Source organism: Pseudomonadota bacterium (assembly GCA_016719885.1).
Lineage (GTDB): Bacteria > Pseudomonadota > Gammaproteobacteria.
On the sequence record JADJYF010000005.1, the window covers coordinates 52661 to 68740 of the forward strand.

General features: G+C 64.5%; 14 protein-coding genes. 7 read left to right on the top strand and 7 right to left on the bottom strand.

Going from position 1 to position 16080, the window contains the following annotated elements; translation table 11 throughout:
* Window positions 1-19: 19 nt before the first annotated feature.
* Entirely contained in the window at window positions 20-1120 is a 1101-nt protein-coding gene (gene dnaN, locus IPM80_05890; protein ID MBK8957956.1) for a DNA polymerase III subunit beta, read from the bottom strand.
* A gap of 179 nt (window positions 1121-1299) precedes the next feature.
* Complete coding sequence (gene dnaA, locus IPM80_05895) at window positions 1300-2661, bottom strand: chromosomal replication initiator protein DnaA (protein ID MBK8957957.1); 1362 nt, start codon at window positions 2659-2661, stop codon at window positions 1300-1302.
* 217 nt (window positions 2662-2878) lie between these two features.
* Between dnaA and rpmH the strand changes: the two genes are divergently transcribed.
* Genes rpmH through IPM80_05925 form a run of 6 tightly spaced genes read left to right on the top strand, consistent with a single transcriptional unit; the run spans window position 2879 to window position 8439 of the window.
* Complete coding sequence (gene rpmH / locus IPM80_05900; protein ID MBK8957958.1) at window positions 2879-3016, top strand: 50S ribosomal protein L34; 138 nt, start codon at window positions 2879-2881, stop codon at window positions 3014-3016.
* A complete protein-coding gene (gene rnpA, locus IPM80_05905) occupies window positions 3001-3423 on the top strand; it encodes a ribonuclease P protein component (protein MBK8957959.1) in 423 nt (140 codons plus the stop codon). The genes rpmH and rnpA overlap by 16 nt, the downstream gene beginning before the upstream one ends.
* A 19-nt stretch (window positions 3424-3442) precedes the next feature.
* Complete coding sequence (gene yidC / locus IPM80_05910) at window positions 3443-5086, top strand: membrane protein insertase YidC (GenBank protein MBK8957960.1); 1644 nt, start codon at window positions 3443-3445, stop codon at window positions 5084-5086.
* A 10-nt stretch (window positions 5087-5096) separates the two neighbouring features.
* Window positions 5097-6449, top strand: a complete 1353-nt coding sequence (mnmE, locus tag IPM80_05915) for a tRNA uridine-5-carboxymethylaminomethyl(34) synthesis GTPase MnmE (protein ID MBK8957961.1) — start codon at window positions 5097-5099, stop codon at window positions 6447-6449.
* A complete protein-coding gene (locus tag IPM80_05920; GenBank protein ID MBK8957962.1) occupies window positions 6449-7390 on the top strand; it encodes a glycosyltransferase family 9 protein in 942 nt (313 codons plus the stop codon). Before mnmE ends, IPM80_05920 begins: the two co-directional genes overlap by 1 nt.
* 8 nt (window positions 7391-7398) lie before the next feature.
* Window positions 7399-8439 carry a glycosyltransferase gene (locus tag IPM80_05925; protein MBK8957963.1) on the top strand — a complete coding sequence of 347 codons (1041 nt, stop codon included), beginning with the start codon at window positions 7399-7401 and terminating at the stop codon, window positions 8437-8439.
* On the opposite strand, the gene IPM80_05930 is transcribed toward IPM80_05925, so the two are convergent.
* Entirely contained in the window at window positions 8392-9333 is a 942-nt protein-coding gene (locus IPM80_05930) for a glycosyltransferase family 9 protein (GenBank protein MBK8957964.1), read from the bottom strand. The two genes, IPM80_05925 and IPM80_05930, sit on opposite strands and share 48 nt — an antisense overlap.
* On the opposite strand from IPM80_05930, the gene IPM80_05935 reads away from it, so the two are divergent.
* Window positions 9265-10212 (top strand): sulfotransferase domain-containing protein, encoded by a 948-nt coding sequence (locus tag IPM80_05935; GenBank protein ID MBK8957965.1) that lies wholly within the window; start codon window positions 9265-9267, stop codon window positions 10210-10212. The two genes, IPM80_05930 and IPM80_05935, sit on opposite strands and share 69 nt — an antisense overlap.
* On the opposite strand, the gene IPM80_05940 is transcribed toward IPM80_05935, so the two are convergent.
* Genes IPM80_05940 through glnE form a run of 4 tightly spaced genes read right to left on the bottom strand, consistent with a single transcriptional unit; the run spans window position 10179 to window position 16063 of the window.
* Entirely contained in the window at window positions 10179-11303 is a 1125-nt protein-coding gene (locus tag IPM80_05940) for a glycosyltransferase family 4 protein (protein ID MBK8957966.1), read from the bottom strand. The two genes, IPM80_05935 and IPM80_05940, sit on opposite strands and share 34 nt — an antisense overlap.
* Window positions 11300-12217, bottom strand: a complete 918-nt coding sequence (locus IPM80_05945; GenBank protein MBK8957967.1) for a mitochondrial fission ELM1 family protein — start codon at window positions 12215-12217, stop codon at window positions 11300-11302. Before IPM80_05945 ends, IPM80_05940 begins: the two co-directional genes overlap by 4 nt.
* A gap of 25 nt (window positions 12218-12242) precedes the next feature.
* Complete coding sequence (locus IPM80_05950) at window positions 12243-13166, bottom strand: branched-chain amino acid transaminase (protein MBK8957968.1); 924 nt, start codon at window positions 13164-13166, stop codon at window positions 12243-12245.
* The gene (gene glnE, locus IPM80_05955; GenBank protein MBK8957969.1) at window positions 13163-16063 is read right to left on the bottom strand and encodes a bifunctional [glutamate--ammonia ligase]-adenylyl-L-tyrosine phosphorylase/[glutamate--ammonia-ligase] adenylyltransferase; all 2901 of its coding nucleotides are present in this window, start codon (window positions 16061-16063) and stop codon (window positions 13163-13165) included. Before glnE ends, IPM80_05950 begins: the two co-directional genes overlap by 4 nt.
* Between the last annotated feature and the right edge of the window lie 17 nt (window positions 16064-16080).

Here is a 16080-nt window from a genome sequence, read left to right on the forward strand (position 1 = left end):
AAATACATGGGGAGCGCACTCAGAGACGCATAGGCATCACGACATAACGGGAAGTCGCGTCGTCCGGTGCCTGCATCAAGCAACTGCTCTGTGCATCAATCAAATCGAGCCTTACCGTATCCGAACGCATTACACCGAGGACATCGAGCAAGTAAGAAACATTGAATCCGACTTCTACGGCGGCTCCGCTGTATTCGACTTCGATCTCCTCTTCCGCTTCTTCCTGTTCCGGGTTATGAGCTACGGCGGTCAGAAGATTTTTCTTTAAAATCAAACGGATGCCGCGAAATTTCTCGTTTGAGAGGATGGAAGCGCGACTCAAACCAGCGCGCAGGGACTCACGGCTCGCTACCACGCGGTTGTCCGTTTCGCGAGGTATGACCCGTTCGTAATCCGGGAAGCGGCCATCGACGAGCTTGGTGGTCAGGGATTGGTCTCCCGAGGTCACCCGAAAGTGATTTTCACCGACAGCTATCTGTGCTGACGTGCTGTTGGGGTTGAGCAGGCGCACAATCTCGAGGACGCCTTTGCGCGGCACGATACATTGCCTCGGCGTCTCCAATGAAATTTCGACCGCCTTGTCGGTCATCGCCAAACGGTGACCATCCGTCGCCACGGCGCGAATACGGCTACTGTCGATCTCCAGTAATAGGCCATTGAGGTAGTAGCGGACATCCTGGTGAGCCATGGCAAAACTGGTGCTCTCCAGGAGATCCGAGAGCGTTTCGGTAGGCAATTCGAGGTTCACGCTTGATTCGAAGGCGCCAATGCTCGGGAATTCGTCGGCATTCATGGTTGCCAGGGAAAAGCGACTTCTGCCTGAGGCGATTTTTGCCTTGGCTCCGGAAGACTCGATGGTCATCTCCGATTCGGCCGGCAACGCTCGGCAGATATCGAAAAGCTTCCTGGCTGGCAGAGCGACGCTGCCTTGTTCGGCAACCGGGTTTTTAATGAGGCTCACGAGCTCGACTTCCATATCGGTCGCGGTTACCTGGATCCCCTCGTCCCCGGCAACAATGAGGACGTTGCTCAAAATCGGTAAGGACTGCCGGCGTTCCACCACGTTATTGGCAGCCTGGAGAACAGGTAACAATATTTCTCTTGTGATTTTGATCTTCATTGTTGTTTCTGTTTTAAGCGCAACGAATATCGGGGATAATATTTATCTTATTGAATTTAAAGATAAATTATCCATTTTCCAGGCGGCTTGCCAGAGGCGTTACCTGTGTATAAGCGGTGAACGAAAGCGGCCAGAATCGAAGCGATCATTTTGTTCACAACTTGCTCTCGCACTTACCTTCAAGTTGTCAGGATCCTTTCGAGATTGGCGTAGTCTTCCTGGATCCGGGAATCGCTGGCTTTCAGTTCGGCGACTTTGCGACACGCGTGAATGACCGTCGTGTGGTCTCGGCCGCCGAAGGCATCGCCTATTTCCGGAAGACTATGGTTAGTCAATTCCTTGGATAAGGCCATCGCTACTTGTCGCGGCCGCGCAATCGAACGGGTTCGGCGCTTCGAAAGCAGGTCGGCTACCCGTACTTTGTAATATTCGGCGACTGTTTTTTGGATGTTGTCCATGGTGATGAGGCGGTCCTGCAGGGCGAGCAAGTCTCGCAGGGCCTCCTTGGCGAACTCGAGCGTGATGGGGTTTCCCGTGAAGTGGGCGTTTGCCACCACCCTGTGAAGCGCGCCTTCCAGCTCCCGGATATTGGAGCGGAAACGTTTGCCGATGAAGAACGCCACCTCATGGGGCAGGTCGACGTTGCTTTGCTGGGCTTTGCGCATGAGGATGGCCACGCGCGTTTCCAGTTCCGCCGGCTCGATTGCCACCGTCAAACCCCATCCGAAGCGGGATTTCAATCGCTCCTCGACCCCGGAGACTTCTTTCGGGTAGCGATCGCAGGTCAGGACTATCTGTTGCTGGCCTTCCAGCAACGCGTTGAAAGTATGGAAGAACTCTTCTTGAGAACGCTCTTTGCCGGCGAAAAACTGAATGTCGTCGATAAGCAAGGCATCGACCGAGCGATAAAACCGTTTGAACTCGTTGATGGCGTTGTGTTGCAAGGCCTTGACCATGTCGGCAACGAAGCGCTCCGAATGCAGATACACCACCTGTGCCGATGGCTTCTGAGCGATGATGAGATTGCCTACCGCGTGCATGAGATGCGTCTTGCCCAAGCCGACACCGCCGCAAATGAACAGTGGATTGTAGGCTTTTCCATGATTTTCCGCAACTTGCAATGAAGCTGCGCGCGCCAGCTGGTTGGATTTGCCTTCCACGAAACTCTCGAAGGTGAAGTCCGGCTTGAGCCCGCTGACACGCCTGACACCAGGTTCCGCCTTCTTGGCCGGCGCATCCATAGGCGCTTTTGCTACGGTCGGCGCGACTGCCGCCACGGGCTCAGGCTTGGGGGCGCTGACACTGCCTATGCCCATGGACACGTTGAACGCGCCTACCCCGGACAACTGGTCCAGGATCGCCCGAATGCGGGAGCCGTACTTGTCGCGGATCCAATCGAGAACAAAGCGATTCGGGGCAAGGATCTCCAGCCCTTGGTCCAGTTCAACCGCCTGCAAAGGTCGGATCCAGGTATTGAACTGCTGGGCGGTGAGCTCTCTTTCAAGCTGTACCAGGCACTGCTGCCAAATCGATTGCTGCACGTCGGATTGCTTTTCTTATGGGTATTTCGGTCGGGGCTCAGCGAGTTTATACGCCTTGACCCACCTTATCCACAGGCCGGATTGGGGCGCGGGTAAAGTTCGGAAACATTGACATGATTCCGCCACTTACCTACCATCACGCGCCTTTCGAGCGCCCCGTCCGCGCACGAACCACGTCTCGTGCCGGTCGCAAACCAAATCAAACGATGGATTCAAGATGAAAAGAACATTTCAACCGAGCCGGCTCAAGCGCGTCCGCAACCATGGCTTCCGCGCGCGTATGAAAACCAAGGGCGGCCGGCGCGTTCTTAAGGCCCGACGCGCTCGTGGTCGGCTGCGATTGACTCCCAACTGATATCCGCCCCCGGCGGTGCCGACGCTGACCCGCCTTCGAGAAGATTTCGACCCGAGCAGCGTCTGCGCGCCTCGGCGGACTTCACGGCGCTTCTCGAAGCCGGTCACCGTTACAACGACGCGTGGTTCGTCATCTATTACCGCGTCAATGCCGCCGACGGGGCCCGACTCGGTCTCGCCGTCAGCAAACGGGTGGCACGCAAAGCTACCCGTCGCAACCAGCTCAAAAGGCTGATCCGCGAAACCTTTCGCGGTGTGAGCCGGGGCCTGCCATCCTTGGACATCTTCGTCTTGCTCAAGCCCCTTGCCGCGACAGTCGACTGTGAAGACCTACGCGGCAGCGTCGCGCGCGCTTTCAGCCGACTGAATGCCAACCAGGCGCGTCCCTCCAAGACACGCAAACGATAAAGAAGCATCCTTCGACACCATGGAACATCTACGCCTGATATTGATCGTGGCGCTCACCTTCACCGGTTTCCAGCTCTGGGAGGCGTGGCAAAAGGACTACGGTCCTGCCCCCTCGACCACGACAACAACGGCAGCGCCGACAGCCGCGCCTCCGGTCAGCTCCGCGCCCGCGACACCGGCGCCCGGTACCAACGCATCGCAAGCCTCCGCCGTCCCCAACGACACGGCCGCGCCGGCTGCCACGGCACCGAGCATCATCACCGCCACGAGCGACCTGTTCGAACTCCAGATCTCGACCGCGGGCGCCACTCTCCAAAGCGTGAAATTGCTGCATTACCCGGTCAGCAGCGCCGCCGGTGCACCGCCTGTCGAACTGCTGGGAAGCGACGACAGCCGCGTGTTCGTGCAGGAAAGCGGCCTCACCGGATCCGATGGTTTGCCCACGCACCACAGCGTCTACACCGCCGAAGCCAGCACCTACCAGCTTGCCGATGGCGCCGAGAATCTCACCGTGCCCTTACGCTGGACCACGCCCACCGGTGTGACGGTCGAAAAGCGCATCATCATCCAGCGCGGCAGCTACGCGATTACTATCGAACATGAAGTGATCAACAACGGCAGCGAGCCGCTGCGTGCGCACTTGTATGAACAGCTCAAGCGCAACGACGAATCCTCGCGCCGCGGCATGATCTACACATTTACCGGGCCCGCTCTTTCAACGCCTGATAAGCGCTTCGCCAAGTTCAAGTTCGACGACATCAAGGACAAGCCCATCGCCGTCTCCGCCGCGGGGGCATGGGTGGGCATCATCCAGCACTACTTTGTCACCGCTCTCATCCCACCGCCCGAAACCGCCTACAGTTTCTATTCGAAGATCCTCGACGACAGCCATTACCTGGTCGGCTACCAGGGCCCGGAAGTCGCCATCGCGCCCGCCGCGAAACAAACCTTGAGCAGCCGCGTGTACATCGGCCCGAAGCGTCACGACATCATCACCGACATCGCTCCGGGGTTGGAACTCAGCGTCGATTTTGGCTCGCTGTGGTTCATCGCCAAACCGCTGTTCATGACCCTGCGTGCGATTCATGACATGACCGGCAACTGGGGCTACGCCATCATCCTCGTGACCTTGCTGTTGAAGTTGTTGTTCTTCCCGCTGTCCGCCGCCGGCTACCGTTCGATGGCCAACATGCGTCGCGTGCAACCGCGCATGCTTGCGCTGCGAGAACGCTTCGGTGACGACCGCGCACAGCTCAACCAAGCGATGATGAAGCTGTACAAGGACGAGAAGATCAACCCGCTGGGTGGTTGCCTGCCCATCCTCATCCAGATCCCGGTCTTCATCGCGCTTTACTGGGTGCTGCTCGAGAGCGTCGAGATGCGGCAGGCGCCGTTCATCCTGTGGGTGCAAGACCTGTCGGAAAAAGATCCGTACTTCGTGTTGCCACTGTTGATGGGTATCAGCATGTGGGGTCAGCAAAAACTGAATCCCGCGCCCATCGATCCGATGCAAGCGAAAGTCATGCAGGTCATGCCGGTGATGTTTACCGCGTTCTTCGCGTTCTTCCCGTCGGGGCTCGTGCTCTACTGGTTCGTGAACAACATGTTGTCCATTGCCCAGCAGTGGCAGATCACCCGCGCCATCGAGGCCAAAGCGGCCTGACGTTCCGCCCATGACGGCGACCGATACCATCGCCGCCATTGCCACCGCGCCGGGCCGCGGCGCCCTCGGTGTGATCCGCGCATCGGGGCCCGCCGTGCCAGCGCTGCTGCAAGCGCTGGTCGGCGCCCTGCCGCCCGCCCGCCAAGCGAGTTATCGCGCTTTCAATGGCGTGGACGGCGCGCCGCTCGATGCGGGCCTCGTCATCTACTTCCCCGCGCCAGCGTCCTATACCGGCGAACACGTCTGCGAACTGCACAGCCACGGCAACCCCGTGCTGCTCCACGCGCTGCTGCAGGCCTTGTGCGGTCTCGGCGCCCGCCTGGCGCGCCCGGGCGAATTCTCCGAGCGTGCGTACCGTAACGGCAAACTCGATCTCGCCCAGGCCGAAGCGGTCGCCGATCTCATCGAAAGCCGCTCCCTGCGCGCCGCGCGCTCGGCCTTGCGCACGCTGAAGGGCGAGTTTTCAACCCGCATCCACGCACTCGTCGATGAAATGACGCGATGCCGTGTGGCTTTCGAGGGCGCCATCGATTTCCCCGACGACATCCCGGGCGACATACTCGCCGCCGCCGAATATCCGCGCATCGATGCGCTGCGTAACGCCATCGGCACCCTGCTCGTGAGCGCGCAGCAAGGCGCGAAGCTCAATCTCGGCGCGACCGTCGCGATCGTCGGCGCGCCCAACACCGGCAAGTCGACCTTGCTCAATCGCCTGGCGCGCGCGGACAAGGCCATCGTCAGTGCCATCCCCGGCACCACCCGCGACATCATTGAAATCGATACCTTGATTCGCGACGTGCCGGTACGCCTGTGCGACACCGCCGGCTTGCGCGAGACTCATGACCCCATCGAACGCGAAGGCATACGCCGCGCCAACGAGGTGATGAGCAGCGCCGACCTGGTGTTGCTCATGACCGATCATCCCGAGCCCGCGAGCATCGATGCGCTGTACATCGAACTTGGCCAGGCGCCGCCGCCCGATACCCGCGTGCTCGTCGTGCACAACAAAATCGATACGCGCGGCGCACCCGCGGCACGCTGCCAGGCGGAAGGCGGCGACCACATCTTTATCTCCGCCAAAGACGGCACGGGCCTGGACCTGTTGCTGGAAACCCTGGCCGAGCTGCTCGATGTCGAGAGCACCGAAGAGAACGAATTCGTGGCCCGCGCCCGCCATGTCGCCGCCCTGGAACTCGCTCGCGGCGAACTTCTTCCCCTTGACCTCGATCTTGCACGCCACGCCCCGGAGCTGACGGCCGAAGGACTGCGCCGCGCCGCCGACGCGCTGCATTCGATCGTTGGCGGTGGCGGCAGTGAAGCGCTATTGGGAGAGATCTTCTCGCGCTTCTGCATCGGCAAGTGATGACGCACCCATCCGCCGAAGCCCAGCGCCTGCTGGTCGTCACGCTCAGCAATATCGGCGACGTGGTCATGACCACGCCGCTGTTCGAAGCGCTGGCCACGACTTACCCCGGCACGCTCATCGACGTGTTCGCCGATCCCCGCTCTGCCGCCTTGCTCGCGCCGGCGCCCTATGTCGGCGAGATCTTTCTCTACAACAAGCGCGCCGGCTGGCGCGCGCGCGGCGCACTGCTGCGCGCGTTACGTCGACGTCGTTACCGTGTGGTCGTCGATTTGCGCAGTCCCATCCTGGCCTACCTGCTGCGCGCTGATCTGCGTTTGCGTAAACCCCATCAACGCATCGAAGGTTGCCACGCGGTGGAAGAACACTTCGCCGCCCTGCGACCCTTGCTGGGTGACGAGGCGCCTCCGCCCTGTCGTCTGTACCTTGCCCGCGAACACCGCGAGGCCGCCGAACAACTGCTGGCGACGCTGCCCGGCCGCAGTTGGTTGGCCATTGCGCCCGGCGCCAACTGGCCCGGCAAAAAATGGCCACGTCATCATTACCGTACCCTGCTGCAGTTGGCGGCGACGCATTTCGATGGCGCTATCCTGCTCGGCTCGGCGCAGGACTGCGCTGACGTCCTGGCGCTCGAAGGCGTGTCGCTGCCGACGCTCAACTGCGTGGGCAAGACCAGTCTCGGCAGCGCCGCCGCGCTGCTGGCGCGCGCGCGCGCCTTCGTTGGCAACGACTCCGGGCTCGGCCACATGGCGGCGGCCATGAATACACCTAGCCTCACGGTATTTGGCCCCGGCCAACCACAACGCTATCGACCGTGGGGTGCGCACGCGCATACCGTGCTCGCGCCCAACGAGGACCTCGAGGCGCTGACGCCTGAAGTGGTGTGGCGGGCCTTGCAAGACCTGGTTGAAGAAACGCGGGACCACACTCCATGCGCATAGCCCACATCATGTTGGCGCGTGGCTTCGGCGGCGCGGAACGATTTTTCGTCGATATGGCGCGGGCCCTTGCTGAGCGTGGCCACTCGGTGCTGGCGCTGGGCGACGCGCGTGGCGTCGCGCTGTCGCATCTGCAAGCTCACGCCAATGTCGAATGCGTGGCGGTGCGTTGCCACGGCAATTGGGACGTTTTCGCGCGGCGCGCCATCGCTCGCCATCTCCAGGCGTTTGCGCCCGCCATCGTGCAGTGTCATCTCGCGCGCGCCGCGCTGCTCGGTGGTCAGGCCGCCCACGCCGACGGTCTGCCCACCATCGCCAAAACCCACAACCTGGTCGACGCCAAGTACTACCGCGACATCGATGCCCTGGTGCCGACCACCCACGCGCAAGCAGCGCATCTCGCGGCGCAAGGCATCAGCGCCGCGCGCATCCACAAGATCCCAAACTTTTCGGCCATGGCGCCGATCGCCGCGGTGGACCGTGTCGCGTCGCGTCCCTGGATCATCAAGAGCGCCGGCCGCCTGGTACCGAAGAAGGGCTACGCGGCGCTGCTCGATGCATTCGCGCGCCTCCTGAAGGACGGCGTCGACGCGCGCCTGGTACTCGGCGGTGACGGACCGGAAGCTTCGCGTCTGCAAACCCAAGCCTCGCGACTGGGGATCGCCGAGCGCGTCACGTTCGCGGGATGGATAGACGACGTTGCAGGATTTCTCGGCGATGCCCACCTGTTCGTGCTGCCGTCCCACGACGAACCCTTCGGCATCGTGGTACTGGAAGCCATGGCGCGCGGCATTCCGATAGTCACCACGCCCACCGTGGGACCGCGCGAGATCCTGGATGACGACAGCGCCTGCTTCGCGGCCCGTGACGATGCCGCGGCCCTGCATGTCGCCGTGTCGCAATCGCTCGGCGACTATGCCCGCGCCTGCGCACGCGCCGCCACCGCGCTGGCGATCTTCCGCGATCTCTACAGCACCGAGGTGGTGCTTGCGCGCTATCTCGACCTATATTCCGCGCTCATCGCCGAGCACCCCCGCCGCAGCCAGACGTGACCACACCGCGTCGACGCTGAGCGCGGCGAGGTTCGAATCATGCGCATCGCAGGCGATCACATGCTGCGCCTGGCCGAGCGCATGGTTGCGCCGCCAGTCGCTGGGTCCGAACAGACCGAACACCGGAATGCCGGCCGCCGACAGCGCATGCATGGGCCCCGAATCGTTGGTCACGGCAAAGCGCGCGTGGCGCCCGAGTTCCGCCAGCGCCGCGATGTCGAAGGCGCCCGTCGCATCGATGCCGCCGACGCGCGCAAGCTCGCGATTACGCTCACGGTCCGGCTCGGCGCCCAAGCACACCACCTGCATGCCCTGCGCGACCAGCCGCGCGGCAAGGCCGGCAAAATGCGGCCAGATCTTTTCCGGGCGTGTCGCACTCGCGCCCGCATGCAGCAATACGCGCCGCGCAACGGCGCCCGGATGCGCCGCGCACCAGGCCGCCACCCGCGCGCGCGTGGCATAGTCAGCGGGCAGGCACGGCCGTGTGTCGATGTCATGGATGCCGGCGCTCGCCAGCACCGCGCGCATGCGCTCGAAGATATGACTCTGGCCGCGCCACGCGTCCGCCGGATGATGGGTGTAGGGATAGCGATTGTGGTTGCCGACCCGCTCGCGGGTGCCGGACAATGCGCACCACACGCCGGTGCGATCGTTGGCCTGCAGATCGTAAATGCGGTCGAAACGCATTGCGCGCAGCCATGTCACTACCTCGAGATTATTGCGCCAGCCGCGGCGGGCCACGCTCTTCACCCGGTAGCGGCGCCAGTCGGCAAACAGTGGCGCAAAGGCCGGCGTGGTCATGAGCGTGAGTTCGTCATCGAGGTGGTGGCGCGCGATGGCCGCCAGCAAGGGCGTGGCCATCACCACGTCACCGAGCGCGCCGAGTTTGATCACCAGCACCTTGCCCACTATGTCGACACCCGCTCCACGGTCCTGCTCATGACGCCAAGTTTGCAACAGATCCTGGGATTTCATTTCCACGCCTGGCGCCGTGGTCTCGGCAACTTCGCGCTCCTGAGCCAGCGTCACTGCGTCGGCCAGATCGCGAGCATGCACCAGTCCGGTACCCACTGGCTGAAGTTCATGCTGGCCAATGCCCTATCTTACCAATACGGTACGCCGCCCCCGGCCTACAACCACGCCAATGACATCATCGGCGGCCCCAAGGACCCGATCGTCTACCCGGAGCTGCCGCGCCTTATCAGCAGCCATTCGATGCCGCATCCGCTGCTGACCCATGCCTGCATGCAACGCCGCTTCGGGCTGCCGAAATACCTGGTGCTGGTGCGCGACCTGCGCGCCTCGCTGGCGTCGAACTACGTGAAATGGCGGCAACGTTACGGCGTCGATTTCTCCACCTACGTGCGCGGCGACGTGCGCGGGCGCGCCTACAACAGTGACCTGTGGTGGACGCTGCGCTTTCTGAACGCGTGGGGAGATGCCGCTGCCCGCGCGCCGCATAACGTGATGGTGCTGCGTTACGAAGACCTGCAGGCCGCGACCACCAATGAACTCGCACGTGTCGTCGCCTTCTTCGCGCTCGAGCTGTCGAGCGACGCTATCGGACATGGTGTCGCCCAGTCGGATAAACGCAGCATGGCGGCACGCGACGACCCGCGGCGGCCGCCGGGCGCAGTGCGCGTGGACGGCGAGCAGGCGCAGCCCGGCTACAGCATGGACGACCACGCTTTCATCGCGGCCGCCACGCGCCGCTGCCTGCGCCATCACTTCGGTTACGACTACGCGCGTCCCTGGCTCGCGACCTCGGCGTAGACCGCGAGCGTCGCACGCTGCAGCGCTTCGACCGTGTAAGGATGCTCGCGCGGCACGGGCTTAGGATCGGCGAGCAGCGCGGCAACGCGATCGGCGGCGGCGCCCACATCGCCCTTCGGCACCAGGCCGTGCGGGAAACAGTGGCTGAGGATCTCCGCCGTGCCGCCATAGTCGTAACCCACCACCGGCGTGCCGACACTCAGGGCTTCGATGGTGGTGCGGCCGAAGGCCTCCGGCTCGGTGGTGAGCGAACAGGCGATGGTCGAGACAGCCAGCAATTCGCGCAGATCGCTGCGCTGCCCGAGGAAACTCACGTCGTCGTTCAGGCCCAGGGCCGCCACGCGTGCGCGCAATTCGTCTTCGAACGCACGTTTGCGCGGATGGGCGGCGCCGGCAATGAGACCGTGCACCGCCAGCCCGCGCTGGCGCAGCAGCGCCATCATCTCGATGAAATCGAGCTGGCCTTTCCAGCGCGTCAGGCGTGCCGGCAGGATCAGCAGCGCGCGGCCCGCGAGCGCGCCGTACTGCGCCCGCCATGCCGCCATCCACGTCGCGTCGGGTTTGAAATCGTAACTGTAGAGCGCGCGATCGACGCCGCGCGGAATGACGGTGATGCGCGCCTTATCGACCTCGGCATAGTTGCGCGTGACATAGTCGCGGATGAAATCCGAAATCGCGATGACGCGCGTGCCGCTGACCATGATGCGTGAATAGCGATTGACGCTGTAGGGCCCGTGCACGGTCGTCACCCACGCCGGACGATGCGACGCCGGCAGAGCGCGCAGCGCGAGGTAGCCTATCCACGCCGGCAGGCGTGAACGCGCGTGCACCACGTCGACGCCATGTTCCAATATCAAGCCGCGCAGCTTGCCGATCAAACGCAGGGTCGACAGGCGCTTCTCGCCGATCGCAAGCGTCAGGTGCTCGGCGCCGCAGGCCTCGAGTTCCGGCACCAAGCGGCCGCCCGCGCTCACCACCAGCGCGCGATGGCCGGCCGCCACCAGCGCCTCGGCAATCTGGATGGTGCCTCGCTCCACGCCGCCGACATCGAGCTGCGGCAGCAACTGCATGACTGTCAGCCGGCGCGTCATGACGGCGTGACCGCCAGCGGCCAGCGCGCGAGGATGAGATCGGCGAAGCGATCTGCTTCGCGCAGCAACGGCGGCTCGTGGTTCCGCAACGAGGCCTGGTCGGACAGCTTCATGACGAGGCCGCGCGCATGCAGATCCGCCGCAATCGCGGTGATGCGATCGTCGCGCCGCGCCGGCACCTCCAGTACCCCGACGCGCGCGCCGGCGCTCAAGGCTTCGTAGATCATCGACACGCTGTCGGCGCTCACCCACACCTCGGCGGCGCGCGCCAGGAGCCCGGGCAACCAGTCCACGGGCGTATCGCGATGGCTGTGGAACTCGATGCCCGGGTATGCGGCCAGCGCGTTGCCGAGCTCCGGCGGTGAACGCCGCGAGTCGCTCACCACCCAGCGCATGCGCGGCGCGTGGCGCAGCAACACGGCGAGCTGCGCGAGCAGTCCCTCCGTGTGCCAGCCATGATGGCCGGACGGTCCGCCCAACAGCACCACGCCCAGGGTCGCATCGCGCTCCGCGCCCGCGCGCATCGGGTTGAGCGGGCCCTCGCTGACTTCGACATGCGGGCCGGCGCGCAGGCCATCATGGCGCGGCACGATGCACAGGTCGAAACAGGCGGTCGGCAGCTGCGGTCGCATCAGGTAGACCGTGCGTCCGCCGCGTGCCCGGCGCGTGGCCAGCATCGGCAGCACACAGGCGCGCCCGGCGCCCAGCACCAGGTGCGGCGCGGGCAGATGCCGCCACGCCGGCAGCACGCCGCGCGCGACGTCGATGAGCCGCGTCAACGGTGAGACCGGTACCGGCAGGCGATGATGTTCGAGGGGAGTTCGGGCGGCGAGGGCTTCGAGCAAACCCTCGCACTGGCGTTCGTGACCGCGTTTGCCGTCGGTCCATTGCCACACCACCAGCGCGCGATTCATGGCAGCACCGCGCGCCGGCCGCGTTTCATTTGACCAGTGTGAGCCACTCCGGCGGGCACTTGCGCCGGCCTTCGACGAGGTCGAGGTAGATACCCTGCAGCTTCTGCGTGATGGGCCCGATGGAGCCCTTGCCGATCTGGCGATTGTCGAGTTCGCGGATCGGCGTGACCTCGGCGGCGGTGCCGGTGAAGAAGCATTCGTCGGCGATGTAGACCTCGTCGCGGGTGATGCGCTTCTCTTCCACCTCGATGCCTTCCTCGCGCGCGATCTGCATGACGGTGTCGCGCGTGATGCCTTCCAGCACCGAGGTCAGGGACGGCGTGTAGAGCTTGCCACGGCGCACGATGAAGATGTTCTCACCGCTGCCCTCGGCCACCATGCCGTCGGCATCGAGCAGCAGCGCTTCGTCGTAGCCGTCGCGCGCCGCTTCCTGCAGCGCGAGGATCGAATTGATGTAGTTGCCGCAGGCCTTGGCGTGGGCCATCACGCTGTTGACGAGGTGGCGGGTGTAGGACGAGGTCTTGATGCGGATGCCCTTGGTCAGCGCATCGGCGCCGAGGTAGGCGCCCCAGAACCACGCGGCAACCGCCACGTGGGTGGAGAGATTCTGCGCATGCAGGCCCATGCCTTCCGAGCCGTAGAAAGCCAGCGGGCGGATATAGGCGGTTTCGAGCTTGTTCTCGCGCACGCTGGCGATGCAGGCCTCGGCCACCTGTTCGTGCGTGAAGGGCATCTTCATCTCGAGAATGTGGCAGGTGTCGAAGAAGCGCTTCACATGATCGTCGAGGCGGAATATGGCCGTGCCCTTGGCGGTCTTGTAGGCGCGGATGCCTTCGAACGCGCCGACGCCGTAATGCAGCGAATGGGTCAATACATGGACGTTGGCGTCGCGCCACGGGACCAGCGCCCCATCCATCCAGATCACTCCATCGCGATCGGCGTAACTCATGTGCTCTCTCCTGCGTGTGCTTGCGGACTTAAGACGGTGTTCCAGATCTCGCGGACTTCCTGGCGCTGCGCTTGAAACACGTGGGCATCCACCAGCCCGTCTATCTGTTGCAAGGCGCAGCGGTGCAGCTCGGCACGATAGGCGAAATAGGCATCGTGCAGGCCGCGGCACAGCGTGGCCGGCAGCAAACCCAGGTCAGCGATAGTCTCGAGGAGTCGCAGGTTGTCGGTCCAGGCGAGCAGCGACGGATGTGCGCCGGCCCACCGAAGGACGGCGTATTGCACCATAAATTCAATGTCAGTAATACCTCCGGGCCCGTGCTTCAAGTCGAAGCTCGCGGCATTGCCGCGATCGAGCTCCTTGCACATGCGCTCGCGCATTTCGACGATGTCGCGCTTGAGCGCCTCGCCATCACGCGGCCGCGCCAGCACCTCGGCACGGATGTCGCCGAAGCGCGCGGCGAGCCTGTCATCACCCGCAATCGCTCGCGCACGCACCAGCGCCTGGTGTTCCCACACCCACGCTTCGCGCAGCTGATAGCTGGCAAAAGCTTCGCAGTTGGTGACCAGCTGACCGGCCGCGCCGCTGGGCCGCAGACGCGTGTCCACCTCGTAGGTCGCGCCGGACGGCGTGACCGTGGCAAGGATGTGGATCAGGCGCTGCACGAGGCGGCTGAAGAACACGTTGTTCTCCACCGCGCGCTCGCCCTGGGTGCGCTGATCCTCGCCGTGGCTGTCGTGCAGGAAGACCAGATCGAGGTCCGACCCGTAGCCGAGCTCCCAGCCGCCGAGCTTGCCGTAGGCGACCACCGCGATGTGCGCCGTGCGGCGCCTGTCGCCCTCGATGCAGCCGGGCTCGCCGTGGCGCGCGACGAGATCGCGCCACGCCAGCGCGAGCGCGGCGTTGACGCAGGCCTCGGCGATGTAGGTGAGCTGGTTGCTGACCTCGGCTATCGGGAACTGGCCGGTGATGTCGCTGGCCGCCACGCGCAGCACCTGGCTGTTCTTGAACGTGCGCAGCGTTTCCATCGCCACTTCCAGATCGACCGCCTCGCCGAGTTGTTCGGCCAGCAGTGCGTGCAGTCGTGACTGGTCGGGTGGCGCGTACAGCGTGCGCGCGTCCAGCAGTTCGTCGAGCAGCAGCGGATGACGGGTGATCTGCTGCGCGATCCAGCCGCTGGCCGCGAACAGTTCGATGAGGCGCGCCAGCGCATCGGGGTTGTCGGCCAGGAAAGCGAGATACACGCTGCGGCCCGCCACCGCGCGCAGCAGCGCGGCCACGCGTTGCAGGGTTTCGTCCTTGAGCGCGCGCGTGCACGCCCACTCGAGCAGGGTGGGCATGATGCGATCGAGGCGCGCACGACTGTGCTGGCTCAAGCGCGCCTGGAAGCGTTCGGCCTTGAGCGCGAGCACCAGCTCAGCCAGCACCGCGCTGTCGGCGCGACCGAGTTCCACCAGCCGCGCGCCGAGCGGCTCGTCTTCGCTGGCCTGCTGCCACAGGCTCTCCCACACGCTGACGCTGGCGGCGGCGTCTTCATCGGGCGCGCCGGCCGGTTTCAACAGCGCCGCGAACAGCGCGCGGGTGGCGTGGCGATGGCGGTTCAATTCGGCCTGCAGCGCATCCCAGTCGGCAAAACCCGCGGCGAAGGCGATGCGCGCGCGTTCCTTATCGTCGCGCGGCAGGCTGTGGGTCTGTTCGTCGCGCACCTGCTGCAGACGATGTTCGACCATGCGCAGGAAGCGGTAACTGGCACTGAGCGTCGCCACCTCGTCGGCTTCCAGCAGGCCGAGTTCCGCGCACGCCTTGAGCGTCGGCATGAGGGCGCGCTGTCGCAGGCGCGCCTCGCGGCCGCCGCGCGTCAACTGGAACAGCTGGCCGGTGAATTCGATTTCGCGTATGCCGCCGCGTCCGCGCTTGACGTTGTCATTGAGCGCGGTGCTGCTGGTCTCGCGATCGATCAGCGCTTTCATTTCACGCAGCGCGTCGAGCGCGCCGAAATCGAGATAGCGTCGGAACACGAACGGTCTCACCAGCGCTTCCAGTGCCAGCCGACAGCGTTCGTCGCCGCACAGCGCGCGCGCCTTGATCAAGGCATAGCGTTCCCAATCGCGCCCATGCAGCGCGTAGTAGTGTTCGATGGCGGCCAGGCTGCTGGTCAAGGGCCCGCTGTCGCCGAAAGGACGCAGGCGCATGTCGACGCGGAACACGTAGCCGTCGGCGGTCTTGTCATTCAAAAGGCCGATGAGCTCGCGCCCGACGCGGTCGAAATATTCCTGGTGTTCGATGTCCTTGCGCCCGCCGCGGGTTTCGCCGTCGTTCTCGTAGATGAACAGCAGATCGATGTCCGACGAGAAGTTGAGCTCGCCGCCGCCGAGCTTGCCCATGCCCAGCACCAGCAGGCTTTGCGGCTGGCCGTGCTCGTCACAGGCGCGTCCGAAGCGCGGTGCGAGTGCGTCCTGTGCAAAGCGCACGCTGCGCGTCACCACCGCGTCGGCGAAGGCGCTGAGTTCGCCCATGATGGTATCGACGTCGACGCCGAGCTCGAGGTCGCGCCATGCGATGCGGACCATTTCGGCGCGCCGCAGAATGCGCAGCGCGGACTTGGCGGCGGCGCTGTCGTGGCAAGTCGCGAGCGCGGCGTCGAGCAGCGCGTCGTAGTCTGCCCGCGTGCGTGCCACGCCCAGGTCGGGCGCGGCCATCATGGCCAGCATCTCGGCCGGCCGGCGAATGGCGTACTCGGCCACGAACAGGCTCTTGGCGAAGGCCGCCCCGAGGCGCGCGCGCAGGTCGCCGGCGAGCGCGTCGGCCGCCGCCGCGCCGGCCGCGTCGTCGAAGCGCTCGAGCAGGCGCGCGGTGTCGTCGCCGAGTATCGCGGGCAGTGCCGCCAGTTCGTTCATGCCGTCATTCCACAGGT

Coding starts and splice junctions, on each gene's coding strand:
- IPM80_05925 (MBK8957963.1), top strand. CDS start 7,399: ATGTTGGCGCGTGGCTTCGGCGGCGCGGAACGATTTTTCGTCGATATG.
- IPM80_05945 (MBK8957967.1), bottom strand. CDS start 12,217: ATGAATCGCGCGCTGGTGGTGTGGCAATGGACCGACGGCAAACGCGGT.
- mnmE (MBK8957961.1), top strand. CDS start 5,097: ATGACGGCGACCGATACCATCGCCGCCATTGCCACCGCGCCGGGCCGC.
- IPM80_05950 (MBK8957968.1), bottom strand. CDS start 13,166: ATGAGTTACGCCGATCGCGATGGAGTGATCTGGATGGATGGGGCGCTG.
- IPM80_05920 (MBK8957962.1), top strand. CDS start 6,449: ATGACGCACCCATCCGCCGAAGCCCAGCGCCTGCTGGTCGTCACGCTC.
- dnaN (MBK8957956.1), bottom strand. CDS start 1,120: ATGAAGATCAAAATCACAAGAGAAATATTGTTACCTGTTCTCCAGGCT.
- IPM80_05940 (MBK8957966.1), bottom strand. CDS start 11,303: ATGACGCGCCGGCTGACAGTCATGCAGTTGCTGCCGCAGCTCGATGTC.
- glnE (MBK8957969.1), bottom strand. CDS start 16,063: ATGAACGAACTGGCGGCACTGCCCGCGATACTCGGCGACGACACCGCG.
- rpmH (MBK8957958.1), top strand. CDS start 2,879: ATGAAAAGAACATTTCAACCGAGCCGGCTCAAGCGCGTCCGCAACCAT.
- yidC (MBK8957960.1), top strand. CDS start 3,443: ATGGAACATCTACGCCTGATATTGATCGTGGCGCTCACCTTCACCGGT.